This window comes from Hydrocarboniphaga sp., from assembly GCF_965279055.1.
Classification (GTDB): domain Bacteria; phylum Pseudomonadota; class Gammaproteobacteria; order Nevskiales; family Nevskiaceae; genus Hydrocarboniphaga.
Window position 1 is genome coordinate 4,970,547 of the sequence record NZ_OZ257125.1, and the last position, 24,384, is coordinate 4,994,930.

Sequence of the window (24,384 nt, forward strand, 5' to 3'; positions counted from 1 at the left end):
ACCCTACAAAGAATCGAGTTTTTGGAGTCACCATGAAAGAACTGTTCAACATGCTTCGCGCTCCGGCCGAAGAATTCGAAGATTTCGACGCGATCAAGATCGGCCTGTCGTCGCCGGAAGTGATCCGCTCGTGGTCGTTCGGCGAAGTGAAGAAGCCCGAGACGATCAACTACCGCACGTTCAAGCCGGAACGCGACGGCCTGTTCTGCGCCAAGATCTTTGGACCGATCAAGGATTACGAGTGCCTGTGCGGCAAGTACAAGCGCCTGAAGCACCGCGGCGTGGTCTGCGAAAAGTGCGGCGTGGAAGTCACCGTCGCCAAGGTGCGCCGTGAGCGCATGGGCCACATCGACCTGGCCTCGCCGGTCGCGCACATCTGGTTCCTGAAATCGCTGCCGAGCCGTATCGGCCTGCTGCTCGACATGCCGCTGCGCGCGATCGAACGCGTGCTGTATTTCGAAGCGCACATCGTCGTCGACCCGGGCCTGACGCCGCTCGAGAAAGGCCAGCTGCTGACGGAAGAGGAATACCTCGATTCCGTCGAGAAGTACGGTGACGAGTTCGACGCGCGCATGGGCGCCGAAGCCGTGCACGACCTGCTCAAGGCGATCGACCTGCAGAAGGAAACGATCCGCATGCGCGAAGAGCTCGCCGGCACTGCCAGCGAGACCAAGATCAAGAAGCTCGGCAAGCGCCTCAAGCTGATCGAATACTTCATCGCCAGCCACAACCGTCCGGAATGGATGGTGATGACGGTTCTGCCGGTGCTGCCGCCGGATCTGCGTCCGCTGGTGCCGCTGGACGGCGGCCGCTTCGCGACCTCGGATCTGAACGATCTGTATCGCCGCGTCATCAACCGCAACAACCGTCTGAAGCGCCTGCTCGAACTGACGGCGCCGGACATCATCGTGCGCAACGAAAAGCGCATGCTGCAGGAATCGGTCGACGCGCTGATCGACAACGGCCGTCGCGGCCGTGCGATCACCGGCACCAACAAGCGCCCGCTGAAGTCGCTGGCCGACATGATCAAGGGCAAGCAGGGCCGCTTCCGCCAGAACTTGCTCGGCAAGCGCGTCGACTACTCCGGCCGTAGCGTCATCGTGGTCGGCCCGACGCTGAAGCTGCACCAGTGCGGCCTGCCGAAGAAGATGGCCCTCGAACTGTTCAAGCCGTTCGTGTTCAGCCTGCTGCAGCGCAAGGGCCTGGCGACCACGATCAAGGCCGCCAAGAAGATGGTCGAGCGCGAAGAAGCCGCCGTTTGGGATTGCCTCGAAGAGTGCATCCGCGAACATCCGGTGCTGCTGAACCGCGCGCCGACGCTGCATCGCCTCGGCATCCAGGCGTTCGAGCCGATCCTGATCGAAGGCAAGGCGATCAACCTGCACCCGCTCGTCTGCACGGCATTCAACGCCGACTTCGACGGTGACCAGATGGCCGTGCACGTTCCGCTGAGCCTCGAGGCCCAGCTGGAAGCGCGCGTGCTGATGATGGCCAGCAACAACATCCTGTCGCCGGCCTCCGGCGACCCGATCATCGTGCCGTCGCAGGACGTCGTGCTCGGCCTGTACTGGATGACGCGTGAGCGCATCGGTGCGCCGGGCGAAGGCATGGTCTTCACCGACGTGGGCGAAGTGCATCGCGCCTACGAGACCGCGCAGGTTCACCTGCAGGCCAAGATCAGCGTGCGTCTGCGCGACGTGACCGAGAGCGGCGAGAAGCTGTTCCGCCGCGTCGAGACCACCACCGGCCGCGCCCTGCTCAGCGAAATCCTGCCGGAAACCATTCCGTTCTCGGTCATCAACAAAACGATGACCAAGAAGGAAGTGTCGCGCGTGATCAACTACGTGTACCGCAAGGCCGGCACCAAGGACACTGTCGTGTTCGCCGACCAGCTGATGTACACGGGCTTCCGCATGTCGACCAAGGCCGGCATCAGCTTCTGCCTCGACGACATCATCATCCCGGAAGAAAAAGCCAAGATCCTCGCCGCGGCCGAAGCCAAGGTGAAGGAAGTCGACCGCGAATATTCCGAAGGTCTGACCACGCAGCAGGAACGCTACAACCGAGTGGTCGATCATTGGTCGCGTGCCAACGACGACATCTCCAAGGCGATGATGGTGCGTATCGGCAAGGAGAAGTACGTCGGCAAGGACGGCAAGGAAGGCGAGCAGGCCTCGTTCAACTCCGTGTTCATGATGGCCGACTCCGGCGCGCGTGGTAGCCAGGCGCAGATCCGTCAGCTGGCCGGCATGCGTGGTCTGATGGCCAAGCCGGACGGCTCGATCATCGAAACGCCGATCACCGCGAACTTCCGCGAAGGTCTGAACGTTCTGCAGTACTTCATCTCCACCCACGGTGCTCGTAAAGGCCTGGCCGATACCGCGCTGAAGACCGCCAACTCCGGTTATCTGACGCGTCGTCTGGTCGACGTGGCGCAGGACGTGGTCGTGACCGCAGAAGACTGCGGCACCGATCAGGGCCTGCTGATGATGCCGATCGTGGAAGGCGGCGACATTCTCGAGCCGCTGCGCGAGCGCGTGCTCGGCCGTGTCACGCTGCGTGATGCCTACCAGCCGGGCCGCGAAGAAGTCATCGTGCCCGCCGGTACGCTGATCGACGAAAAGTGGGCCGAATCCATCGAGCGCAACAGCGTCGATGAAATCTGGGTGCGTTCGCCGATCACCTGCGAGCTGCCGTTCGGCATCTGCGGCAAGTGCTACGGCCGCGACCTGGCGCGTGGCCACAAGATCAACATCGGCGAAGCGGTCGGCGTCATCGCCGCGCAGTCGATCGGCGAGCCGGGCACGCAGCTGACGATGCGCACCTTCCACGTCGGCGGCGCCGCCAACCGTAGCGCGTCCAGCGACGGTGTCGACGCGCGTGCTGCCGGTACCGCGCGCGTGCACAACCTGAAGACGGTCCGCAACAAGGACAACAATCTGGTTGCGGTTTCGCGTTCCGGTGAAATCGGCGTCATCGCCGCCGACGGCCGTGAGCGTGAGCGCTACAAGATTCCGTACGGCGCCACCATCCTGGTCGACGACGGCCAGGAAGTGAAAGCCGGCCTGCGTCTGGCCAAGTGGGATCCGCATACTCACCCGATCGTCACCGAGCTGGCGGGCTTCGTGAAGTTCCAGGACTTCGAAGAAGGCGTGACCGTGCAGCGCGAAAGCGATGCGATCACCGGCCTCTCCAACCTGGTCGTCACCGAAGCGCGTTCGCGTGGCAGCGCCGGTAAGGATCTGCGTCCCTTGCTGATGCTGGTCGACGCCAAGGGCAAGCAGCTGAACTTCCCGGGCACCGACATTCCGGCCGCGTACTCGCTGCCGCCGAAGGCCGTTATCGGCACCGAAGACGGTGGCGAAGTGAAGGTCGGCGACGTCGTCGCGCGCATCCCACAGGAAAAGGGCCGCTCGCGCGACATCACCGGCGGTCTGCCGCGTGTTGCCGATTTGTTCGAGGCGCGCAAGCCGAAGGAGCCGGCGGTTCTGGCGGAAGCCAGCGGCACCATCAAGTTCGGTGCCGGCACCAAGGGCAAGCAGCGCATCAAGATCGTCCAGGCCGACGGCGAAGAGGCCGAGCTGCTGGTACCGAAGTGGGTGGAAATCCGTGTGTTCGAAGGCGAACACGTGGAGAAGGGCGAAATCATGTCGGATGGCGAACCCAGCCCGCATGACATCCTGCGTCTGCAGGGCGTGACCGCGCTCGCCAACCACCTGGTCAAGGAAATCCAGGACGTGTATCGCCTGCAGGGCGTGCGCATCAACGACAAGCACATCGAAGTGATCATTCGCCAGATGCTGCGCAAGGTGGAGATCGCCGAAACCGGCGACAGCCGCTTCCTGCAGGGCGAACAGGCCGAAATCTTCCACGTGCTGGCCGAGAACAAGAAGCTCAAGGGCGAGAACAAGCGGGGCGCGCAGTACTACCGCCAGCTGCTGGGTATCACCAAGGCTTCGCTGTCGACGGAAAGCTTCATCTCCGCGGCGTCGTTCCAGGAAACCACGCGAGTGCTGACCGAAGCATCGGTCCGCGGCTCACGCGACGAACTGCGCGGCCTGAAGGAAAACGTCATCGTCGGCCGTCTGATCCCGGCTGGCACGGGCCTGGCGCATCACGAGCAGCGCCGCCGCAACCGCGGCGGCAGCTTCCTCGACGACCTGCAGAAAGTTAGCTCCGCCTCCAGCCCGATCAGCGACGTGTTCGAAGCCACTGGCAACGAGCGCCGGACGATTGCGGGTGGGGATGATGATGGGGATGAGGGCGGTAGCGAGGAGTAGTCGCAAGAGAACTCATCCAGACAGACCGGTAGACATCAAGGCCGGCCACCAACTACGTGATTGCTGCACGGTTGGTGGCCGGCTTTCTATTTTGGTTGATGGTTAACGAGTCGCCGCCGATAGGTAATACTCAGCCTCTTCTTGGCGGTCAACGGTTTATCAGTTGGTAGGGAATATGTCCGACAACGAGTTGTCGTTTGCAGAACTAACGCGCCGGCTCTACGAGTCGAAATGGCTGGTGATGTCGGTAACGATGGCTGCGACAGCCGCCGCCCTCGCGGTGGCGTTGCTGTCCACTCCGATATTCAAGGCCGAGGTTCTGCTAGTCCCAGTCGAACACGACTCATCTGGCGGGAGGGGACTATCCAGCCAGATTGGTGGACTTGCCTCCTTGGCCGGGGTTTCGCTGGGCGGGAAATCGGGAGACGATGCCGAAGCAATTGCGATGTTGAAATCGCGGCTGCTTACGTATTCTTTGATTAAAGAGAGAAACCTTTTGCCACTCCTATTTCCAAAAAAATGGGATCAAGCTCAGCATCGGTGGAAAGACAACGTTAAAGTTCCGACGCTGTGGGACGCCGAGCGGATTTTCTCGAAAAGCGTTCGACAGATATTGGATGACAAAAAAACAGGTCTGGTGACAGTTTCCGTTGAGTGGACCGATCCGACACTCGCAGCTGACTGGGTTACTGAATTGGTCAACAGCACCAACAGGCTGCTGCGAGCGAGAGCCATCGAGCATGCTGAAGTCAATATCGCTTTTCTAAAAACGCAATTGGATCAGACCAGTGTGATCGAGGTTCGTCAGTCGATCTATCGCCTGCTCGAAGACGAGATCAAGAAAGTAATGCTGGCGCACGGCGACTCGGAATACGCGTTCAAAGTTCTTGATCCGGCCGTTGTCCCAGAAGAAAAAATACGTCCGGCGCGCGGCATTATTGTTGGGCTCGGTTTCTTTCTTGGCTTTGGAGTGTCATGCGTCATTGCCGTGCTGATATCGACTAAGCGGTATAGAGAACCAGCGGCTTAGCGCTAGTTCCGTATGACCGCGTCGGCTGGAACTTCGACGCCCCATTTGCCCCAGCCTAGGGAAAGCAAAAACGCCATCGAAATGATCAATGTTGGTAGAGGCATGTCGTTGAGAAAGCCGACTGGGAAGCCGCTTACATAAGGGTAGAAGCCAAGGATGTAGATCAGGCAAGTGTTGCCGTCGTTTCCGCCGCGAACGAAATAGTAGTGCGAAATGCAAAGCAGCATTCCAAAAAACGCGCCGGCTACGAAGGGGCCAATGTCCCCAAAATAAAGAATAAACTCGTTGATGAACCCGAAATTGACGGTCACGCCCATGGCGTAGACCTCGGGCAATACCTTGGAAGTCAGGGTCGAGGAAAATGTCAGCGGTTTTTCTGGATAAATTGATCGTGGCAAGGGTTGAAATAGCGTGTCTGTTATATAACCAGTATCGTGGTAAGCACGTGCTCCAATAGAGCCTGTCGTTTGACTATCAAAATAGTCGAACCTATCGTAGATCACGGCAAGCGGATCTATCGATACACGATCATAGAAAGTCATCCAGATGTCTGGGGAGAGGGCTTGAGTGCCGAAACGAAGCTGCTCCCGGACGACGGTGTACAGCGGCACGAAAACGATCAGGGCCAAAAATCCGACAACAAGGTTTAGTCTGACCACTCTTACGGAATAGCGCTGGTTCAAAAACAGCATTCCTGCAAGAAAGAAATAGGCGAAAAGAGACGCGAAGCCACTGATCAGGCAGAAACCGATTGTGGTTGCAGCTGCAGCGTGATCGAGAAGAGTGAGCGAGTTTGATCGCCATCTACTGAAGTAGATAAGGCCCTGCAGTTTCAAAAAAAACAGGAAGGCGACTAGGAAATATGCCGCACCGCCGCCCTGGATCGCCTGTCTGAACCCTAATGGATCGTTCAGGGGGCTGCCGACGGCTCGGCCGCCGATGGCCAATAGTGAAAATACGAGCAGCAGCGTCGCAGCGTGACAGACGCAAACAACTACCGGGCGCACCTTAAATATTGTCTGACGGTGTGCGCGGACACTATCGAAGTGTCCGTGGAGAAAAATGGTGTAAGGGACATAGAAAGCGACTGCCGTAGCCAGGGCCGCCGCTGTGTCGAGCAACCAGATCTGCCAGTCGGCTGGCAGGTCGTTAATCGCAGCTCGATATAGAAATTCTCCAAAAACGAAAAAGCCAGTGAACGCCAAGTACGCAAACCCGGGCGATGAAAAAGCTAATGGTCGTGGAGATGATGCCACTTGGTTTTTCTGAGTTCCGTCGAATGGTCCTACAGAGGCAGTGCCGACCCACCGGTTACTCTGCGATACATCATGTCGTGCTCGGCAACGAAGCGATCAAAGCCAAATGCAACTGATGCTCTGACTTGGCCATAAGAACCCATAGCCTGCAGCCTATTGCTATCTTCCAGCAGCAACTTCAGATTGGCAGCAAGGGCAAGGCTGTCCTCGCTAATCGAAAGTAGGCCGGTCTCACCGTCCAATACTACCTCGGGGATGGCCTGCGCAGTGGTCGACACAACCGGCAGCCTGTAAAACATCGCTTCAAGAAAAACCAGGCCGAACGATTCCCAGCGGCTGGGCATAACGAAGATGTCTGCTGCCCGATAAAAATTTTCCAGATTTGATTGCCAGCCCAGCCAAAGGACCCGGTCGTCGATGCCGAGGCCGGAGCACAGCGAACGCAGTTCCGCCATCAATGTACCGTCGCCGCAGATCAATAGCTTGACCGCCTTGTCCGTCTTTAGTTGAGCGACGGCATGCAACAGTACGTCCGCTCCTTTCTGGTGTTCCAGGCGTCCGCAGAAAAGCAGCACGCTCTCGCCTTCGGCGATGTTGACCGTATCGCGTATGGCCAGTCGTGCCGCCACCTTGTCGATGACCTCTGGTGGAGGTCCCGACATCGGCAGCGAGTTGTAGATGACCTGAGTTTTTCCCTTGCCGAGAATCTTCTCTTTCTCGCCAAACTGCCTGATGTATCGCGAAGGTGAGATGTAGGCGTCAGTGCCCCAATCTAGAACGCGTTCGATCGATGCGTACAGCCATCGCTGCGGATTCGGCGTGAACTCGTCGGCTCCGAAAGCATGAATTGTATGAACCACCTTGAGCTTGCGACGCGACAGAGCTGCCGCGACACGCCCGATGAATCCGCCAAGGCTGGTATGTGTGTGGACGATGTCGTATTGGCTCGTCTTCAGGATTCGCAGCAGGAATCCGACATTCTTCAGCGCCGATAGAGGGTTGAAGATGCTCGGTGCGGCCGGGAACCGGTAGACCTTATGAACGCCGGCTTCAATCTCCTGATCCTGCGAGCCCCCCAGCGCGTAGTAGCAAAGGCCGAGATCGAATCCTCGTTCCTTTAACGCCGCGCAAAGCACCGAGATGTATTTGCCCGAGCCGCCGAGGCTCTTCGATGTGACGAACAGGATGCGCGTATTGCTCATTACTCGTTCAGCTTCCGTTATGCTTATTAATCGCCTGCGCCGCAGATCACTGAGCTAAGCGTTTGAGTCGCGTGGTAACGGCTTCCGCCACCTCGTAAAAAAGCCGCTTCGCCGGAATGTACAGATCGCCGGTGACGGACCACCGCGCGTTCGCCGACGAGCGTGCCTGCATGATTTCGCGCAGCAGGCGGCGGCGTGCGCTCCATGAGTTCGACAGGCCGCCTTCCGCCATCATGATCTCGTAATTCGGGCAGAAGCGGGCCTGATAAATTTTCAGTGCGCGCAGCATGAATTCGAAATCACCCGCAATTTTCAGATCCGCATTGAACAGCCCTAGTTCATGGAACAGCCGAGTGCGATGCAGCGTGCCGGTATGGGTGAAGCACATGCTGGCCGATAGCGCCCTATACAGATTATCGATCTGGCCGTTGTCCTCGCGCAGCACGCGTTCATCCGGATCCACGACATAGACTTTGCCGTAGATCACGCCGACGCTGTCGTCGACGGACGTAGCGTCGTCTACGACGCGCTGGATGGAATTCGCGTTCTTGAAGTAGTCGTCGCTGCCCAAAAAAATGATCCAACTACCGCTGGCCCTAGCGATCCCCTTGTTCCAGGCATCGTAGACGCCGCGATCTTTCTCACAGACAACGGCCTGTGGTGCGAACTCGGCGGCGACGGCCATAGTGCGATCGGTCGAGCAGTTGTCGACGATTATCAGTTGCACCGATTCGGTTTGTTGGCGGACCGACTGCAGGCAACGGTGCAGGGTTTTTTCGCTGTTGTAAGTCGCGACGATCAGGCTGACGGTGGGGCGGATCATTTGCTACGTTCCCGCTCGAAGCGTTGTTCTTCTTCTCTGCGAAACAGCCCGTTGTTTTCGATCACCTTCGCGCGCTCGTAGCCGTGCTCCCATTCCCAGATGCGCAGCCAGATGCCGATTGCCATTTGTAAGCGGTAGAACGAGTGAATGAACCCAAGCATTCCGTAGCGGCAGGCGCCGAAGCGGAAATAGGCATTGCCAAACTCCTTGAGCGACTCGAAAATCATCTTGAACCACGAAAACCTTGCGCCGTCCTTGTAGCGCTGATACGCCAGCACGTCGTTGTATCCGCCGTGTTTTCTTTCCGTCCAGGAGACGTCATAGTCCCGGAACTGGTAATAGTGACAGCGGCTGTCGTGCACGAGTGATAGCACGCGGTCCGCTGCACAGCAGATCTGGCCGCGGCCGTGCACGGTATTGCCGACATAGGAGACCGCGCCGCGTTTAAAGAACCGCAACTCGCCAGGGTTGCCGCGTCCCGGAAGACCGCTGATCGGGATCGGCAGCCCGGCCGTGATGCTCACCCGATAAGCGCGCGCCACGTCGTGCGAATCGGTCTCCGCGATCTGCGCGTAGCGCCGCAGCAACTCGAAAGGGACGAATTCGCTGCAAGAGGCGATCAATATGTAGTCGGTCCCAACTGCCCGCCATAGCGGATCCATCACCTCGGGCGTCTCGATGAATCCGGGATTACCGATAGTTACGCATCGGACGCCGAGCCGGCCTGCCACTTCCCGGGTGGCGTCGGTGCTGCAATTGTCGACGACCAGCACGTCCATCAGCCCGGCGAAGTTCGCCAGGCTTCTTTCAAGGCGACCTGCCTCGTTATAAGCGAACAGGCAGACGGTGATCTTGTCGGAGAGGATCTTCATTGCGTCGGGCGCTGCCGCAGATAGGCGATGGAAAAAGTCACAACCTGACTGGCGACCAGCGAACTGCCGATCAGGTAAGGGATTAAATGTGGGGGAACCGTGATTTGCCAGCTGAACACAATCACCAGAAAACCAAGAGAGGTCGCGCCGGCAATAGGCCATATCGAGCGCCCCGCATGGTTTCTCTGATGCACCAGCGCGCCGATCAAAGCGTTGCCGCCTTCCACGAGCACTCCCATCGAAGCCAAGATCATATACGGCAGTAGCGACATGCGGTTTGTGGCGAACAGAAACGCAGCCACTGCTGGCAGTACCAGAACGGCCAATGCACCTGCGCTCATCAGCAGCGCTTTCAGCCACGGTTTCAGAACGTCGAGACCGGAGTAAAGCTTGGGAATGTATTTCTGTGACAAAGTGGTGAAGACCGGCAACGAGCCCGTGCTGCCGAACGTGGTCAGCAGGGAGGCAATGCCGATGGTCTCAGGCGCGACACCTAACAAGATCAGGATCGGCCGATACGCCTGCAACTGGCCCCAGTTCAGCAGCGAAGAGCAGCCGACCGAGGAAACGATCCTGTAAAGCTCCGCCGGTCGTATCCCCAGCTTCTGCTGAGAGCCGCGAGCCGATTTGAGCACGTAGCCGATTCCGCAAAGACCCGCCATCGAGGCGCCCATCGCATTGGCCAGGATCAGGCCCGTCGGGCTGATGGGGAATGCGCTTAAAGCCAACAAGGTAAGGCCCAGTCTCAGCATCTGCTCGAGCAGATTGGCCGAGGCCGCCAGTTCCTGCTTGCGGTACAGCGTTAGCAGATCGCGACCGGTCGCCGACAGATAGCTCGCACCGGACAGCACGGCACAGCTCAGGGCGGTCGACCACCAGGCGTCCGGCAGCGTGGCGGCAAAATAGCTACCGCCTGAAACGGCGACAATGGCGACGCCGCAAAGCCAGCCCCTGCCGATGTAGGCCAGCGTCGCCGATTTGTTCAAGTGTCCAGTGCTGGCCAGAGATGACGACTTGCGTTGCAGTTGCAGCCCGATGCCGACGAACACAGCCGCATTTCCGAAATAAGCGACCGTGGCAAATAAGTAGTAGTAGCCGACATCGGCAAGACTCAGGCCCGCAACCACCGCGACATTGATCGCCAGCGCGCAGACGGCGCTCATGCCGCGGACCGCTGTGGACCGCCCATGCTCGCGTAGGGCGGAACTCGCGCGGATCAGCAGCGTAGATACGTTCATGGAGCCGCCCGCGGCGCGGCTTGACCCAAATCCAGGCATGTGGTCAAAAGGCAGCGCGGCGGGCATGATCTGCGGTCTAACATCAGGTCGGCTGGCCCGGTCGTTGGCATGCAAGCTTGATTCTTGGTCGTGAGCGCGAGAGAAAATCGGCTTGTGGCGGGTTCGGCGGTGCGCGCAGATTGCTGGGACTGTGGCTTGAATCGCGAGTATGGGGCGTCGTGCGCCGCCCTTTTTATCGAGGATGCGGGGGGCAGCGGAGGAAGTGTAGCAGCGCGCTCAGGCCGCCTATCGCAGGCATCCCGCTTGGCCGGCTTTTCCAGCTGGACCGTCGCGGGCAGATTGCGTCGGTGCCAACGCTCGGTTGAATGTCCTCACCGCGGCTCATGCGCAGGCGGCGTATGGATGTTGACACGGCCTGACGCCCCTCTTACCATGCGCGCCCTTTCCCGATAGGCCGCCTGTCCGCGGTCTGTCCTCTCTTTGTCAAGCTGGGAAGCATCCGCGTGCCAACAATCAATCAGCTCGTGCGTAACTGCCGCAGCCCGAAGACCTACAAGAGCAAGGCCCCTGCACTGGAGTCCTGCCCCCAGAAGCGTGGCGTCTGCACCCGCGTCTACACGACGACGCCGAAAAAGCCGAACTCCGCTCTGCGTAAGGTCTGCCGCGTTCGTCTGACGAACGGTTTCGAAGTCACCAGCTACATCGGTGGTGAAGGGCACAACCTGCAGGAGCACAGCGTCGTCATGATTCGTGGCGGCCGTGTCAAGGATCTTCCCGGCGTTCGCTATCACACGGTCCGCGGTGCGCTCGACGCATCCGGCGTGGACAAGCGCCGCCAGAGCCGTTCCAAGTACGGCGCCAAGCGTCCCAAGGCCGGCGCTGCCGCGGCCGCCACCAAGAAGAAGTAAGCCATGTCACGTCGCCGCAAGCCAGAAATCCGCGTCATTCTTCCGGATCCGAAGTACAAGAACCTGGTCGTCACCAAGTTCATGAACATGGTCATGGAAGACGGCAAGAAGTCCACCGCCGAGAAGATCGTCTATGGCGCGCTGGACCAGATCGCCAACAAGAAGAAGACCGGCGAGCCGGCCGTCGTGCTGCAGACCGCGTTCGACAACGTTGCCCCGTCGGTCGAGGTGAAGTCCCGCCGCGTCGGTGGTGCCACCTACCAGGTTCCGGTCGAAGTCCGCTCCGCCCGCCGCACCACGCTGGCGATGCGCTGGGTCATCGACGCCGCTCTGAAGCGCGGCGAGAAGTCCATGGCCGACCGTCTGGCGGGCGAGCTGATGGATGCTTCCGAGCACCGCGGCGCCGCCGTCAAGAAGCGCGAAGATACGCACAAGATGGCCGAGGCCAACAAGGCTTTCGCCCACTTCCGCTGGTAGTCACCGCGGCGCGTCAAAGCAGCAAACCGCAGTAAATGAACGGCGCCTGGAAAGGCGCCGTTTCGTCCCTATATACGGGGTCCCCGTTCTTACGAACCCCAACGAGCTGAGCCATGGCACGCACTACGCCCATCGAGCGCTATCGCAACATCGGTATTTCCGCGCATATCGACGCCGGCAAGACCACCACCACCGAGCGCGTCCTGTTCTACACGGGCGTGAACCACAAGATCGGTGAAGTCCACAATGGCGCCGCCACGATGGACTGGATGGAGCAGGAGCAGGAGCGTGGCATCACGATCACCTCCGCTGCGACCACGACGTTCTGGAAGGGCATGGCCAACCAGTTCGACCAGCACCGCATCAACATCATCGACACCCCCGGACACGTCGACTTCACCATCGAAGTCGAGCGTTCCATGCGCGTGCTCGACGGCGCCTGCATGCTGTACTGCGCCGTGGGCGGCGTGCAGCCGCAGTCCGAGACCGTGTGGCGGCAGGCCACCAAGTACAAGGTCCCGCGCCTGGCCTTCGTCAACAAGATGGACCGCACCGGTGCGGATTTCTTCAAGGTCGTCAGGCAGATCAAAGAGAAGCTGCGCGCCAACCCGGTCCCGATCCAGATCCCGATCGGCGCGGAAGACAACTTCCAGGGCGTGGTCGACCTGGTCAAGATGAAAGCCATCATCTGGAGCGACGCCGATAAGGGCGTCAGCTTCACCTATGGCGAGATCCCGGCCGAGCTGGCCGAGACCGCCAAGAAATGGCGTGAAAACATGGTTGAAGCCGCGGCGGAAGCCAGCGAAGACCTGATGAACAAGTATCTCGAGCAGGGCGACCTGTCCGAGGAAGAGATCAAGCTCGCGCTGCGCAAGCGCACGCTGGCACTGGAAATCTTCCCGATGCTGTGCGGCTCGGCGTTCAAGAACAAGGGTGTGCAGGCGATGCTCGACGCGGTCGTCGAGTACCTGCCGGCCCCGACCGACGTGCCGGCGCTGATGGCGCACGACGTCGAGGACTACGACCAGCTGATCGAGCGCAAGGCCCAGGACAACGAGCCGTTCTCGGCTCTGGCGTTCAAGATCATGACCGACAAGTACGTCGGCGCGCTGACCTTTATCCGCGTGTATTCCGGCGTTCTGAAGCAGGGCGACTCGGTCTACAACTCGCGTAACGGCAAGAACGAGCGCATCGGCCGTCTGGTGCAGATGCACGCCAACGAGCAGCAGGCGATCACCGAAGTGCACGCCGGCGACATCGCCGCCTGCGTGGGTCTGAAGGACGTGTTCACCGGCACCACACTGGCCGATCTGGCCAAGCCGGTCGTGCTCGAGCGCATGGTGTTCCCGGAGCCGGTCATCAGCCAGGCGGTGGAGCCCAAGACCAAGGCCGACCAGGAAAAGATGGGCATCGCGCTGTCGCGCCTGGCTCAGGAAGATCCGTCGTTCCGCGTGTTCACCGACGAAGAGACCGGCCAGACCATCATGTCCGGCATGGGCGAGTTGCATCTGGAAATTCTCGTCGACCGCATGAAGCGCGAGTACAACGTCGAAGCCAACGTCGGCGCGCCGCAGGTTGCTTATCGCGAAACCATCCGCAAGAGCGTCGAGCAGGAAGGCAAGTACGCCAAGCAGTCGGGTGGTAAGGGCCAGTTCGGCCACGTCTGGCTGCGCATCGAGCCGAACGAGACCGGCAAGGGCTACGAGTTCCTGAACGAAATCGTCGGCGGCGCCATCCCCAAGGAATTCATCCCGGCGGTGGACAAGGGCCTGCGCGACGCGATCAAGAACGGTGTGCTCGCCGGTTACCCGGTGGTCGACATCAAGATCGCGCTGACCGACGGCTCCTACCACGAAGTCGACTCCTCGGAAATCGCATTCCGCGTCGCCGCCTCGATGGCATTCAAGGAAGGCTGCCAGAAGGCCAGCCCGGTCGTGCTCGAGCCGATCATGGCGGTGGAAGTCGAAACCCCGGAAGACTACACCGGCGACGTGATGGGCGATCTCAACCGCCGTCGCGGCGTGATCCTGGGCATGGAAGACAACTTCGGCGCCAAGGTCGTTTCGGCCGAAGTGCCGCTGGCGGAAATGTTCGGCTACTCCACGACCGTGCGCTCGATGAGCCAGGGCCGTGCGACGTACACGATGGAATTCAAGAAGTACCAGGAAGCTCCGCGCAACGTCACCGAGACGTTGACGAAGAAGAAGTAAGCGGCGCCCGGCGCTGCTGCTTTACCCCTAAATAATTAAGCAAAGAGGTTTGTTGTCATGGCAAAGGAAAAGTTCGAGCGCGCGAAGCCGCATGTGAACGTTGGCACGATTGGTCACGTTGACCACGGCAAGACGACGACGACGGCGGCGCTGACGAAGATTTCGTCGGACAAGTTTGGCAAGACCAAGTACGTGGCGTACGACGAAGTGGCGAAGGCGTCGGAATCGCAGGGTCGTCGTGACAGCACGAAGATTCTGACGATCGCGACCAGCCACGTGGAGTACGAAACCAACGCGCGCCACTACGCGCACGTCGACTGCCCCGGCCACGCGGACTATGTGAAGAACATGATCACCGGCGCCGCGCAGATGGACGGCGCGATCCTGGTAGTGTCGGCGGTGGACGGCCCGATGCCGCAGACCCGTGAGCACGTGCTGCTGGCCAAGCAGGTCAACGTGCCCAAGGTCGTGGTGTGGCTGAACAAGTGCGACCTGGTGGAAGACACCGAACTGCTGGAACTGGTCGAGATGGAAGTACGCGACCTGCTGAGCAAGTACGGCTTCCCGGGCGACGACACCCCGATCATCCGCGGCAGCGCGACCAAGGCGATCGCCGGCGAGCCGGAGTGGGTGGCCAAGGTGCAGGAGCTGTACGACGCGCTGGACACCTACATTCCGGAGCCGGAACGCCAGGTGGACAAGCCCTTCCTGCTGCCGGTGGAAGACGTGTTCTCGATCTCGGGCCGTGGCACCGTGGCGACCGGTCGTATCGAGCGCGGCATCATCAAGGTCGGTGAGAACGTTGAGATCGTCGGCATTCGCCCGACGGCGGTGAGCACCATCACCGGCGTGGAAATGTTCCGCAAGCTGCTCGACCAGGGCCAGGCGGGCGACAACGTCGGCCTGCTGCTGCGCGGCACGAAGAAGGAAGACATCGAGCGCGGCCAGGTTCTGTGCAAGCCGGGCAGCATCAAGCCGCATGCGAAGTTCGAGGGTGAGGTTTACGTGCTGACGAAGGAAGAGGGCGGTCGTCACACGCCGTTCTTCAAGGGCTATCGTCCGCAGTTCTACTTCCGCACGACCGACGTGACGGGCTCTGTGTTCCTGCCGGAAGGCACGGAGATGGTGATGCCGGGCGACAACATCAAGGTGACGGTTGAACTGATCAACCCGATCGCGATGGAAGAGCAGGTTCGTTTCGCGATCCGTGAAGGCGGCCGCACCGTCGGCGCCGGCGTCGTCACCAAGATCCTCGCTTAAAGTTTTACGAAGAAGCGCCAAAAGCGCTTCACAAACCCCAGCGGGGCGCGTACAATCCGCGCCCCGCTGTTAGTTCCCACCGTTCTTTAAAGACTGAGACCTCAGTATGGCCGCCAGCCAATCCATTCGCATCCGGCTTAAGGCATTCGATCATCGGCTTATCGATAAGTCGGCGAAAGAAATTGTCGAGACCGCGAAGCGGACCGGCGCCGTTGTGCGCGGGCCCATCCCGCTGCCGACTCGCAAAGAGCGCTTCACCATCCTGGTATCGCCGCACGCTGATAAAGACGCGCGCGACCAGTACGAGATTCGCACCCACAAGCGCCTGATGCAGATCGTGGACCCGACGGAAAAGACCGTCGACGCGCTTTCCAAGCTCGACCTCCCCGCGGGCGTCGAAGTCCAGATTAAAGTCAACTAAGGCGAGGACTCAGACATGACCATCGCCATTATTGGCCGCAAGGCCGGCATGACCCGAATCTTCACCGAAGCCGGTGAGTCGATTCCGGTCACCGTTATCGAATGCAGCCCCAACCGCATCACCCAGCTCAAGACCGTCGACACCGACGGTTACAAGGCTGTCCAGGTGACTGCGGGTGAAGTCAAAACCAGCCGCGTCAACAAGGCGCTCACCGGCCATTTCAAGAAGGCCGGCGTTGCTGCTGGCCGTCTGCTGCGCGAAATTCGCCTCGACGAGAGTGAAGGCGCTGACTTTGCTCCGGGCGGCGAAATCAAGGTCGACGCTTTCGACGGCGTCAAGGCCGTCGACGTGACCGGCACCAGCATCGGCAAGGGTTTCGCCGGTGTGCAGAAGCGCTGGAACTTCGGTGGCGGTCGCGCCAGCCACGGTAACTCGCTGTCGCATCGCGCCCCGGGCTCGATCGGCCAGCGCCAGTCGCCGGGCAAGGTGTGGAAGGGCAAGAAAATGGCCGGCCACATGGGCAACAAGCGCGTCACCGCTCTCAACCTCGACCTCGTGAAGATCGACGTCGAACGCAACCTGCTGCTGGTCAAGGGTGCCGTTCCGGGTGCCGCCAACGGCAACGTGATCGTTCGCCCGACCGTGAAGTAAGAAGACGACATCACATGGAACTCCAACTTCACAATAGCTCCACCACGGTCGCCGTTTCCGAGGCGGTCTTCGGTGTCGAGTACAACCGAGCGCTCGTGCATCAGATCGTGACGGCCTACCAGGCTGCCGGTCGTGCGGGCACCAAGAAACAGAAAACCAAGGGCGAAGTCCGCGGTGGCGGCAAGAAGCCTTGGAAGCAGAAGGGCACGGGCCAGGCTCGCGCCGGCTCGATCCGCTCGCCGCTGTGGCGCGGCGGTGGCGTCAGCCACGCTGCGGTGCCGCGCGACTTCTCGCAGAAGGTCAACCGCAAGATGTATCGCGGCGCGATCCGCTCGATCGTCTCCGAGCTCGCCCGCAGCGGCAACCTGCTGGTGACCGACACCTTCACGGTTGAAGTCGGCAAGACCAAGTCGCTGGTCGAGAAGCTGACCACGATCGGCCACAGTGATGTGCTGATCGTCTCCGAGAGCATCGACCAGAACCTGTACCTGTCCGCGCGCAACCTGCACAAGGTTGACCTGTGCGACGTGTCGGCCCTGGATCCGGTGACGCTGCTGCAGCACGACAAAGTTGTCATCACGACCGACGCGGTCAAGAAGCTGGAGGCCTGGTTGTCATGAGCAACATCGTCAATAACGCCACCAAGCCGGTGAAGCTGTCGAGCGAGCGCATCCACGCGATCATTCTCGCGCCGGTGGTTTCCGAAAAGAGCACCCGCGCCGCCGAGAAGCACAACCAGGCCGTGTTCAAGGTCCTGCGCGACGCCAAGAAGCCGGAGATCAAGGCGGCGATCGAAGCGCTGTTCAAGGTCACCGTCGAAGACGTGCAGACCAGCAACGTCAAGGGCAAGACCAAGCGCTTCGGCCAGAGCTTCGGCCATCGCAGCGATTGGAAGAAGGCTTACGTCACGCTCGCCGCCGGCCAGGAAATTGATTTCCTCGGCACCGCGAACGCCTAAGCCTAGCCACACGAAATACTAGAGAGATAAGACCATGCCATTGGTCCAAATGAAACCGACGTCGCCGGGCCGTCGCCACCAGGTCAAGGTGGTTACGCCGGGTTTGTGGAAAGGTGAGCCGCACGCGCCGTTGCTCGAGAAGAACGGCCCGGCCGCTGCTCGCAACAACAACGGCCACATCACCGTCCGTCACAAGGGCGGCGGTCACAAGCAGACGTATCGCATCATCGACTTCAAGCGCAACAAGGACGGCGTGCCGGCCAAGGTTGAGCGAGTCGAATACGATCCGAACCGCACCGCGCACATCGCGCTGCTGTGCTATGCCGACGGCGAGCGCCGCTACATCATCGCGCCGCGTGGCGTGGTGGCGGGCGACACGCTGCAGTCCGGCTCGGATGCGCCGATCAAGCCGGGCAATGCGCTGCCGCTGCGCAACATCCCGCTGGGTTCGACGATCCATTGCATCGAGATGCGTCCGGGCAAGGGCGCGCAGCTGGCCCGCTCCGCCGGCGCTGCCGTGCAGCTGGTCGCGCGTGACGGCGAGTACACCACGATCCGCCTGCGTTCGGGCGAGATGCGCAAGGTGCACAGCGACGGTCGCGCCACCATGGGCGAAGTCAGCAACAACGAGCACAACCTTCGCCAGTACGGCAAGGCCGGCGCCAAGCGTTGGAAGGGTATCCGCCCGACCGTTCGCGGCGTCGTCATGAACCCGGTCGACCATCCGCACGGTGGTGGTGAAGGCAAGTCTGGTCAGGGCAACCCGCACCCGGTTACGCCGTGGGGCCAGCAGACCAAGGGTCTCAAGACCCGCAAGAACAAGCGCACGGATAAGTTCATTATCCGCAGCCGTCACAAAGCGAAGAAGTAAGGCCAGGAAACTAGAGATCCGCCATGCCGCGTTCCGTAAAGAAAGGCCCGTTCGTCGATCACCATCTCTCGAAGAAGGTGGGCGACATGCAGGGCAGCCGTGTGAAGAAGCCGATCAAGACCTGGTCCCGTCGTTCGATGGTGACCCCGGATTTCGTCGGCCTGACGATCCAGGTGCACAACGGCAAGGCTCATATGCCGGTGTTCATCACCGACAACATGGTCGGCCACAAGTTGGGCGAATTCGCGCCGACCCGGACCTTCAAGGGTCACGGCGGCGACAAGAAGACGGGCTAAGGAGAACAGCATGCACACTCAAGCCGTCCTCAAGTTCGTCCGTCTTTCGCCGCTCAAGGGCCGCCTGGTTGCGGACCTGGTCCGTGGCAAGAAAGTCGACGAGGCTCTGAACATCCTCAAGTTCTCCAACCAGCGCGCCGCGGGCCTGATCAAGAAGGTTCTTGAATCGGCCATCGCCAACGCCGAGAACAACAACGGTGCCGATGTCGACGAACTCCGCGTGTCGGAAATCTTCGTCGATGGCGGTCCGGTGATGAAGCGCATCATGCCGCGTGCCAAGGGCCGCGCCGATCGCATCTCCAAGCCGACCAGCCACGTCACCGTCCGCGTCTCCGACGAAACGAAAAAGAAGTAAGGCAGACCTATGGGCCATAAAGTCAATCCGAACGGTTTCCGCCTGGGTATCACCACCCAGTGGACGTCCAACTGGTACGCCGAGCGTCGCGCTTACGGCGAGAACCTGAACAAGGACATCGCCGTTCGCGAATTCCTGCGCAAGAAGCTGGCGAGCGCCTCGGTGTCGAAGATCCAGATCGACCGTCCGGCCAAGTCGGCGCGCGTGACGATCCACACGGCCCGTCCGGGCATCGTCATCGGCAAGAAGGGCGAGGACATCGAGAAGCTGAAGCAGGAAGTCGCCGCCAAGATGGGCCTGAAGGCCGACAGCGTTCACATCTCGGTCGAAGAAATCCGCAAGCCGGAACTCGATGCGCGTCTGATCGCCGAGTCCGTTGCCCAGCAGCTCGAGCGCCGCATCATGTTCCGTCGTGCGATGAAGCGCGCGGTGCAGAACGCGATGCGCCTGGGTGCGGGCGGCATCAAGATTCAGGTCGGTGGTCGCTTGAACGGCGCTGAAATCGCCCGTACCGAATGGTACCGCGAAGGTCGCGTTCCGCTTCACACGCTGCGCGCGATGGTGGACTACAACACCGCCGAAGCGAAGACCACCTACGGCATCATCGGCGTCAAGGTCTGGGTATTCACCGGCGAAACTTTCGAAGTCGATGCCAAGGCCGGCAAGAAAGAAGAAGCCGGCGAAGCCGCAACCGCTTAAGTCGTCGAATCAATAGCGCAGACCGCGCAACCGTTTTTTTAGGAGTTCGCTGCCATGATGCAGCCCAAGAGAACCAAATTCCGTAAGCAGATGAAGGGTCGCAACCGCGGCCTGGCGCAGAACGGCAACAAGGTCAGCTTCGGTGACTTTGGCCTGAAGGCCACTGAGCACGGCATGATCACCGCTCGCCAGATCGAAGCGGCGCGTCGCTGCATCACGCGCTACGCCAAGAAAGGCGGCAAGCTGTTCATCCGCATCTTCCCGGACGCGCCGGTCACCAAGAAGCCGCTGGAAGTCCGCATGGGCTCCGGTAAGGGCAACGTCGAGTACTGGGTCGCCAAAGTGCAGCCGGGCAAGATGTTGTACGAAATCGAAGGCGTGACCGAAGCCGAAGCCCGCGAGGCTTTCGACCTGGCCGCCGCCAAGCTCTGCGTCAAGACCACCTTCGTTCAGCGGACGATTCTGTAATGAAGACCACCGATTATCTGAAGTCGCTGTCTGGCAAGGACGGCGCCGGTCTGAAGACCGAGCTCGAGGCCCTGCGCCGCGAGCAGTTCAACCTGCGCATGCAGGGTGCTATGGGTCAGGCCAACCAGTCGCATCTGGCGGCCAACACGCGCAAGAAGATTGCGCAGGTCAAGACCTTCCTCCAGTCGAAGCAGAGCAAGGCTTGAAGTCATGAGCGAAGTTAAGAACGAAAGCCCGGCCGCGGCCGAGCACAAAGAGCGTCGCATCGTCGGTGTCGTTGCCTCCAACAAGGGCGACAAGACCATCACGGTCGTCGTCGAGCGCACCGTGAAGCATCCGATCTACAACAAGATCCTGCGTCGCTCCACCAAGCTCTACGCGCACGACGAAACCAACCAGTGCAAAGAGGGCGACCTGGTCGCCATCGTCGAGACCCGTCCGCTGTCGCGCACCAAGCGCTTCAAGCTGGTCGAAGTCCTGCAGACGCACGCTTAAGAGCCGCAGGAGAAACTCGCCATGATGCAGCAAGAAAGTTTCCTCGTCGCCGCCGACAACAGCGGCGCGAAGACCGTGCAGGTCATCCAGGTCAAGGGCAGCACCTATCGCCGCTACGCGAACATCGGCGACCTGATCAAGGTCACCGTCAAAGACGCGATCCCGCGCGGCAAGGTCAAGAAGGGTGAAGTGCACGACGCCGTCGTCGTCCGCACCCGTCATGGCGTGCGCCGTCCGGATGGCTCGACGATCCGCTTCGACACCAACGCCGCCGTGCTGCTGACCAGCAAGGGCGAGCCGATCGGCACCCGTATCTTCGGGCCGGTCACGCGCGAGCTGCGCGAGAACTTCATGAAGATCGTTTCCCTCGCGCCCGAAGTCATCTAAGGCGCAGGTCAAGAGAATCGTATGAGCAAGATCAAGAAAGGCGACGACGTCATCGTCATCACCGGCAAGGACAAGGGTCGCCGCGGCAATGTGTCGCGCGTGCTCGAAGGCGCCCTGCTGGTCGAAGGCATCAACGTTGCCAAGCGTCACACCAAGGGCAACCCGCAGGCTGGCGTCGCCGGTGGCATCGTCGAAAAAGAGATGCCGATCGACATCTCCAACGTCGCGCTGTTCAACAGCAAGACCGGCAAGGCCGATCGCGTTGGTTTCAAGTTTGTCGGCGAAGGCGCAGACCGCAAGAAGGTCCGCATCTTCAAGTCCAGCAAAGAGCTGATCGATTAAGTAATCAACAGGTTTTCAGTCCTAGGCGACCGGTCCTCTGCATCAGCAGAAGAATTCGGAAGCTCCGACCGGAAGCACAACTGGAAACGAAAGAGTCATGGCTAATCTGCAGAAGCAGTACAAAGAAAAGATCGCCGCCGAGCTGAAGGAAAAGCTCGGCTGCAATGCGATGGCGGTTCCGCGTCTTTCCAAGATCACGCTGAACATGGGCGTGGGCGAGACCACCAGCGACAAGAAGGTCATCGAGCATGCCGTCAAGGACATGATCGCGATCGCCGGCCAGAAGCCGGTCATCACCAAGACCCGCATCTCGATCGCCGCGTTCAAGGTTCGCGAGAACTTCCCGGTCGGCGTCAAGGTCACGCTGCGCGACGCGCGCATGTGGGAATTCCTCGAGCGCCTGATCGTCGTGGCGCTGCCGCGTATCCGCGACTTCCGCGGCATTTCGCCGAAGGGTTTCGACGGCGCCGGCAACTTCAATTTCGGCATCACCGAGCAGATCATCTTTCCGGAAATCGAGTACGACAAGATCGATACGCTGCGCGGCATGAACATCACCTTCACCACCACCGCGAAGACCGACGCTGAAGGCCGGGCCCTGCTCGACGCTTTCAACTTCCCCTTCCGCAAGCAGTAAGACCGAGCGAGACTGACATGGCCAAGAGAAACATGATCGAGCGCGAAGCCAAGCGCGCGAAGCTGGTTGCCAAGCTCGGCAAGAAGCGTGAGACGCTGCGGGCGCTGTCGATCAGCCCCACTGCCTCGTACGACGAGAAGCAGGCTGCCGCCGTCGCACTGCAGAAGCTGCCGCGCGATTCCAGCTACACCCGCCAGCGCAATCGTTGCGCGATCACCGGCCGCAGCCGTGGCGTGTACTCCAAGTTCGGCCTCGGCCGTCACAAGCTGCGTGAAGCGGCCATGCGCGGCGAAGTGCCGGGCCTGAAGAAAGCCAGCTGGTAAGGAAAGAGCAAGAACATGAGCATGACTGATCCCGTTGGCGACTTCCTGACCCGCATCCGCAATGGTCAGCAGGCGCGCAAAAAGCAGATCACCGCGCCGGCGTCCAAGCTGAAGTCGGCGATCGCCCAGGTGTTGAAGGACGAAGGCTACATCGCCTCGTTCGAGACCGTGGATTCCGGCGCCGGCAAGAAGACCCTGGCGCTGACGCTGAAGTATTTCGACAACAAGCCGGTGATCGAGCGCATCGACCGCGTCAGCAAGCCGAGCCTGCGCGTGTACAAGGCATCGGGCGAGCTCCCCACCGTGCTCGGCGGCCTGGGCATCGCGATCATTTCGACGCCGAACGGCGTGGTGACGGACAAGGCGGCTCGCGCTGCCGGGCAGGGCGGCGAAGTGCTCTGCATCGTCGCCTAAGCCTTCCCGCCGAATAACAAGACAAGTAGGACGAGAACCCATGTCCCGTGTAGCTAAAATGCCGGTGGTGATCCCCGCCGGCGTCACCATCACCAGCAATGCTGGTGTCGTGACCATCAAGGGTGCCAAGGCGACGCAGACCGTGACGCTGAGCCACGGCATCGTCGTCGACATCGCCGCCGGCGAAGCCGTCATCAATGCCGATTCGGCCAAGGCCAATGCGATGCAGGCCGGTACCATCCGCGCGCTGCTGAACAACGCCGTGACCGGTGTGACCAAGGGCTACGAGCGCAAGCTGCAGCTCGTCGGCGTGGGTTACCGCGCCTCGATCGCCGACAAGAAGGTCAACCTGCAGGTGGGTCTGTCGCACCCGGTGAATCACCCGATCCCGGAGGGCATCAACGTCGTTTGCCCGACCCAGACCGAAATCGTCATCACCGGTTCGAGCAAGCATCAGGTCGGCCAGCTGGCCGCCCAGCTGCGCAGCTACCGTCCGCCAGAGCCGTACAAGGGCAAGGGCGTGCGCTACTCCGATGAGAAGGTTGTGCTGAAGGAAGCCAAGAAGAAGTAACGCCCCGCGCCATTGCGCACCAGCGTTTTCTTCCCACTATTGAGAAGTACCGAGCCGGCACCATGAAAGACAAGAAGCAAGTTCGCCTGCGTCGCGCACGCCGCACGCGTTTCAAGATCCGCGAGTTGGGCGTGTTCCGCCTGGCAGTGCACCGCACGTCGGGCCACATCTATGCGCAGATCATCGCGCCGAACGCCGGCGAAACCGTCGCGTCCGCATCGACGGTCGAGAAGAGCATCGCCGAAGGCCTGAAGGGCACCGGCAACGTCGACGCCGCCAAGAAGGTGGGTCAGGTCATCGCCGAGCGCGCCAAGGCCGCGGGCATCACGTCGGTCGCGTTCGATCGCGCCGGGTTCAAGTATCACGGTCGTATCAAGGCGCTGGCCGATGCCGCGCGTGAAGCCGGTCTGGAGTTTTAATTCATGGCAACGAACATGCAGTACGACGACTCGCAGAGCAGCGGCGACTTCAAAGAGAAGCTGGTCACCGTCAACCGCGTCAGCAAGACGGTCAAGGGCGGCAAGCAGTTCGCCTTCACCGCGCTGACCGTGGTCGGTGACGGCGCCGGCCGTGTCGGCTTTGGTTATGGCAAGGCGCGCGAAGTGCCGCAGGCCATCTCCAAGGCGATGGACCAGGCGCGCAAGAACATGATCACCGTGCCGCTCAAGGGCCTGACCCTGCAGCACGAGATCTGGGGCACGCACGGCGCCACCAAGGTGTTCATGCGCCCGGCATCCGACGGTACCGGTGTTATCGCCGGTGGCGCGATGCGCGCGGTGTTCGAAGTCGCCGGCGTGCAGAACGTGCTGGCCAAGAGCTTCGGCTCGCGTAACCCGATCAACATGGTTCGCGCCACGCTGGATGCGCTCAAGCGCATGAACATGCCGTCCGAAATTGCCGCCAAGCGCGGCAAGTCGGTCGAAGAACTGCTCGCCTAAGG

Annotated in this window: 30 protein-coding genes; 25 read left to right on the forward strand and 5 right to left on the reverse strand. The window is 60.8% G+C overall.

All coding sequences use genetic code 11. The features are described from left to right. Positions 1 to 32 precede the first annotated feature (32 nt). Together rpoC and ACQZF9_RS22280 are read left to right on the forward strand one after the other, a co-directional pair. On the forward strand, positions 33 to 4,280 hold the full coding sequence (rpoC, locus tag ACQZF9_RS22275) for a DNA-directed RNA polymerase subunit beta' (protein WP_428311148.1): 4,248 nt from the start codon (positions 33 to 35) through the stop codon (positions 4,278 to 4,280). A 175-nt stretch (positions 4,281 to 4,455) separates the two neighbouring features. Next, positions 4,456 to 5,310: a Wzz/FepE/Etk N-terminal domain-containing protein gene (locus ACQZF9_RS22280; RefSeq protein WP_428311149.1), complete on the forward strand. Its 855-nt coding sequence runs from the start codon at positions 4,456 to 4,458 to the stop codon at positions 5,308 to 5,310. A gap of 2 nt (positions 5,311 to 5,312) precedes the next feature. On the opposite strand, the gene ACQZF9_RS22285 is transcribed toward ACQZF9_RS22280, so the two are convergent. The 5 genes from ACQZF9_RS22285 to ACQZF9_RS22305 are packed head-to-tail and all read right to left on the reverse strand — an operon-like array spanning position 5,313 to position 10,815. Further along, the gene (locus ACQZF9_RS22285; protein WP_428311150.1) at positions 5,313 to 6,566 is read right to left on the reverse strand and encodes a hypothetical protein; all 1,254 of its coding nucleotides are present in this window, start codon (positions 6,564 to 6,566) and stop codon (positions 5,313 to 5,315) included. Positions 6,567 to 6,595: 29 nt separating this feature from the next. Further along, a complete protein-coding gene (locus tag ACQZF9_RS22290; RefSeq protein ID WP_428311151.1) occupies positions 6,596 to 7,768 on the reverse strand; it encodes a glycosyltransferase family 4 protein in 1,173 nt (390 codons plus the stop codon). A gap of 46 nt (positions 7,769 to 7,814) precedes the next feature. Then, complete coding sequence (locus ACQZF9_RS22295; protein WP_428311152.1) at positions 7,815 to 8,591, reverse strand: glycosyltransferase family 2 protein; 777 nt, start codon at positions 8,589 to 8,591, stop codon at positions 7,815 to 7,817. Continuing rightward, complete coding sequence (locus tag ACQZF9_RS22300; protein ID WP_428311153.1) at positions 8,588 to 9,463, reverse strand: glycosyltransferase; 876 nt, start codon at positions 9,461 to 9,463, stop codon at positions 8,588 to 8,590. The genes ACQZF9_RS22295 and ACQZF9_RS22300 overlap by 4 nt, the downstream gene beginning before the upstream one ends. Next, positions 9,460 to 10,815, reverse strand: a complete 1,356-nt coding sequence (locus tag ACQZF9_RS22305; protein ID WP_428311154.1) for a hypothetical protein — start codon at positions 10,813 to 10,815, stop codon at positions 9,460 to 9,462. The genes ACQZF9_RS22300 and ACQZF9_RS22305 overlap by 4 nt, the downstream gene beginning before the upstream one ends. A 389-nt stretch (positions 10,816 to 11,204) precedes the next feature. Here ACQZF9_RS22305 and rpsL point away from each other — a divergent pair, with 389 nt between their 5' ends. The 23 genes from rpsL (at position 11,205) to rpsE (ending at position 24,382) form a co-directional block, all read left to right on the forward strand. Beyond that, a complete protein-coding gene (rpsL, locus tag ACQZF9_RS22310) occupies positions 11,205 to 11,609 on the forward strand; it encodes a 30S ribosomal protein S12 (protein ID WP_428311155.1) in 405 nt (134 codons plus the stop codon). 3 nt (positions 11,610 to 11,612) lie between these two features. Next, complete coding sequence (gene rpsG, locus ACQZF9_RS22315; protein ID WP_428311156.1) at positions 11,613 to 12,086, forward strand: 30S ribosomal protein S7; 474 nt, start codon at positions 11,613 to 11,615, stop codon at positions 12,084 to 12,086. Positions 12,087 to 12,199: 113 nt separating this feature from the next. Further along, positions 12,200 to 14,296 (forward strand): elongation factor G, encoded by a 2,097-nt coding sequence (fusA, locus tag ACQZF9_RS22320; protein WP_428311157.1) that lies wholly within the window; start codon positions 12,200 to 12,202, stop codon positions 14,294 to 14,296. 57 nt (positions 14,297 to 14,353) lie between these two features. Beyond that, on the forward strand, positions 14,354 to 15,556 hold the full coding sequence (gene tuf / locus ACQZF9_RS22325; RefSeq protein ID WP_428311141.1) for an elongation factor Tu: 1,203 nt from the start codon (positions 14,354 to 14,356) through the stop codon (positions 15,554 to 15,556). 106 nt (positions 15,557 to 15,662) lie between these two features. After that, on the forward strand, positions 15,663 to 15,977 hold the full coding sequence (rpsJ, locus tag ACQZF9_RS22330) for a 30S ribosomal protein S10 (protein WP_072895552.1): 315 nt from the start codon (positions 15,663 to 15,665) through the stop codon (positions 15,975 to 15,977). 15 nt (positions 15,978 to 15,992) lie between these two features. Further along, positions 15,993 to 16,628 (forward strand): 50S ribosomal protein L3, encoded by a 636-nt coding sequence (gene rplC / locus ACQZF9_RS22335; protein WP_428311158.1) that lies wholly within the window; start codon positions 15,993 to 15,995, stop codon positions 16,626 to 16,628. A 14-nt stretch (positions 16,629 to 16,642) separates the two neighbouring features. Further along, on the forward strand, positions 16,643 to 17,248 hold the full coding sequence (gene rplD / locus ACQZF9_RS22340) for a 50S ribosomal protein L4 (protein WP_428311159.1): 606 nt from the start codon (positions 16,643 to 16,645) through the stop codon (positions 17,246 to 17,248). After that, positions 17,245 to 17,586, forward strand: a complete 342-nt coding sequence (rplW, locus tag ACQZF9_RS22345) for a 50S ribosomal protein L23 (RefSeq protein WP_428311160.1) — start codon at positions 17,245 to 17,247, stop codon at positions 17,584 to 17,586. The genes rplD and rplW overlap by 4 nt, the downstream gene beginning before the upstream one ends. 34 nt (positions 17,587 to 17,620) lie before the next feature. Next, a complete protein-coding gene (rplB, locus tag ACQZF9_RS22350; protein WP_428311161.1) occupies positions 17,621 to 18,457 on the forward strand; it encodes a 50S ribosomal protein L2 in 837 nt (278 codons plus the stop codon). A gap of 23 nt (positions 18,458 to 18,480) precedes the next feature. Further along, entirely contained in the window at positions 18,481 to 18,753 is a 273-nt protein-coding gene (rpsS, locus tag ACQZF9_RS22355) for a 30S ribosomal protein S19 (RefSeq protein WP_428311162.1), read from the forward strand. Positions 18,754 to 18,763: 10 nt separating this feature from the next. Next, a complete protein-coding gene (gene rplV / locus ACQZF9_RS22360; protein WP_428311163.1) occupies positions 18,764 to 19,108 on the forward strand; it encodes a 50S ribosomal protein L22 in 345 nt (114 codons plus the stop codon). 9 nt (positions 19,109 to 19,117) lie between these two features. Further along, entirely contained in the window at positions 19,118 to 19,807 is a 690-nt protein-coding gene (gene rpsC / locus ACQZF9_RS22365; RefSeq protein ID WP_428311164.1) for a 30S ribosomal protein S3, read from the forward strand. Between the two features lie 54 nt (positions 19,808 to 19,861). Next, positions 19,862 to 20,275: a 50S ribosomal protein L16 gene (gene rplP, locus ACQZF9_RS22370; RefSeq protein WP_428311165.1), complete on the forward strand. Its 414-nt coding sequence runs from the start codon at positions 19,862 to 19,864 to the stop codon at positions 20,273 to 20,275. A gap of 17 nt (positions 20,276 to 20,292) precedes the next feature. Then, on the forward strand, positions 20,293 to 20,481 hold the full coding sequence (rpmC, locus tag ACQZF9_RS22375; RefSeq protein WP_428313479.1) for a 50S ribosomal protein L29: 189 nt from the start codon (positions 20,293 to 20,295) through the stop codon (positions 20,479 to 20,481). Between the two features lie 4 nt (positions 20,482 to 20,485). Beyond that, positions 20,486 to 20,770, forward strand: coding sequence for a 30S ribosomal protein S17 (rpsQ, locus tag ACQZF9_RS22380; protein ID WP_428311166.1), 285 nt, complete (start codon positions 20,486 to 20,488; stop codon positions 20,768 to 20,770). A gap of 21 nt (positions 20,771 to 20,791) precedes the next feature. After that, positions 20,792 to 21,157: a 50S ribosomal protein L14 gene (gene rplN, locus ACQZF9_RS22385; RefSeq protein WP_428311167.1), complete on the forward strand. Its 366-nt coding sequence runs from the start codon at positions 20,792 to 20,794 to the stop codon at positions 21,155 to 21,157. Positions 21,158 to 21,178: 21 nt separating this feature from the next. Further along, the gene (gene rplX, locus ACQZF9_RS22390) at positions 21,179 to 21,499 is read left to right on the forward strand and encodes a 50S ribosomal protein L24 (protein ID WP_428311168.1); all 321 of its coding nucleotides are present in this window, start codon (positions 21,179 to 21,181) and stop codon (positions 21,497 to 21,499) included. 97 nt (positions 21,500 to 21,596) lie between these two features. Beyond that, complete coding sequence (rplE, locus tag ACQZF9_RS22395; RefSeq protein WP_428311169.1) at positions 21,597 to 22,136, forward strand: 50S ribosomal protein L5; 540 nt, start codon at positions 21,597 to 21,599, stop codon at positions 22,134 to 22,136. Positions 22,137 to 22,153: 17 nt separating this feature from the next. Continuing rightward, positions 22,154 to 22,459 carry a 30S ribosomal protein S14 gene (gene rpsN / locus ACQZF9_RS22400; protein ID WP_428311170.1) on the forward strand — a complete coding sequence of 102 codons (306 nt, stop codon included), beginning with the start codon at positions 22,154 to 22,156 and terminating at the stop codon, positions 22,457 to 22,459. Positions 22,460 to 22,474: 15 nt separating this feature from the next. Next, positions 22,475 to 22,873: a 30S ribosomal protein S8 gene (gene rpsH, locus ACQZF9_RS22405; protein WP_428311171.1), complete on the forward strand. Its 399-nt coding sequence runs from the start codon at positions 22,475 to 22,477 to the stop codon at positions 22,871 to 22,873. A 40-nt stretch (positions 22,874 to 22,913) separates the two neighbouring features. After that, on the forward strand, positions 22,914 to 23,444 hold the full coding sequence (rplF, locus tag ACQZF9_RS22410; RefSeq protein WP_428311172.1) for a 50S ribosomal protein L6: 531 nt from the start codon (positions 22,914 to 22,916) through the stop codon (positions 23,442 to 23,444). A gap of 62 nt (positions 23,445 to 23,506) precedes the next feature. Then, positions 23,507 to 23,863 (forward strand): 50S ribosomal protein L18, encoded by a 357-nt coding sequence (rplR, locus tag ACQZF9_RS22415; RefSeq protein WP_428311173.1) that lies wholly within the window; start codon positions 23,507 to 23,509, stop codon positions 23,861 to 23,863. Between the two features lie 15 nt (positions 23,864 to 23,878). Continuing rightward, positions 23,879 to 24,382, forward strand: coding sequence for a 30S ribosomal protein S5 (gene rpsE / locus ACQZF9_RS22420; RefSeq protein ID WP_428313480.1), 504 nt, complete (start codon positions 23,879 to 23,881; stop codon positions 24,380 to 24,382). Positions 24,383 to 24,384 lie beyond the last annotated feature (2 nt).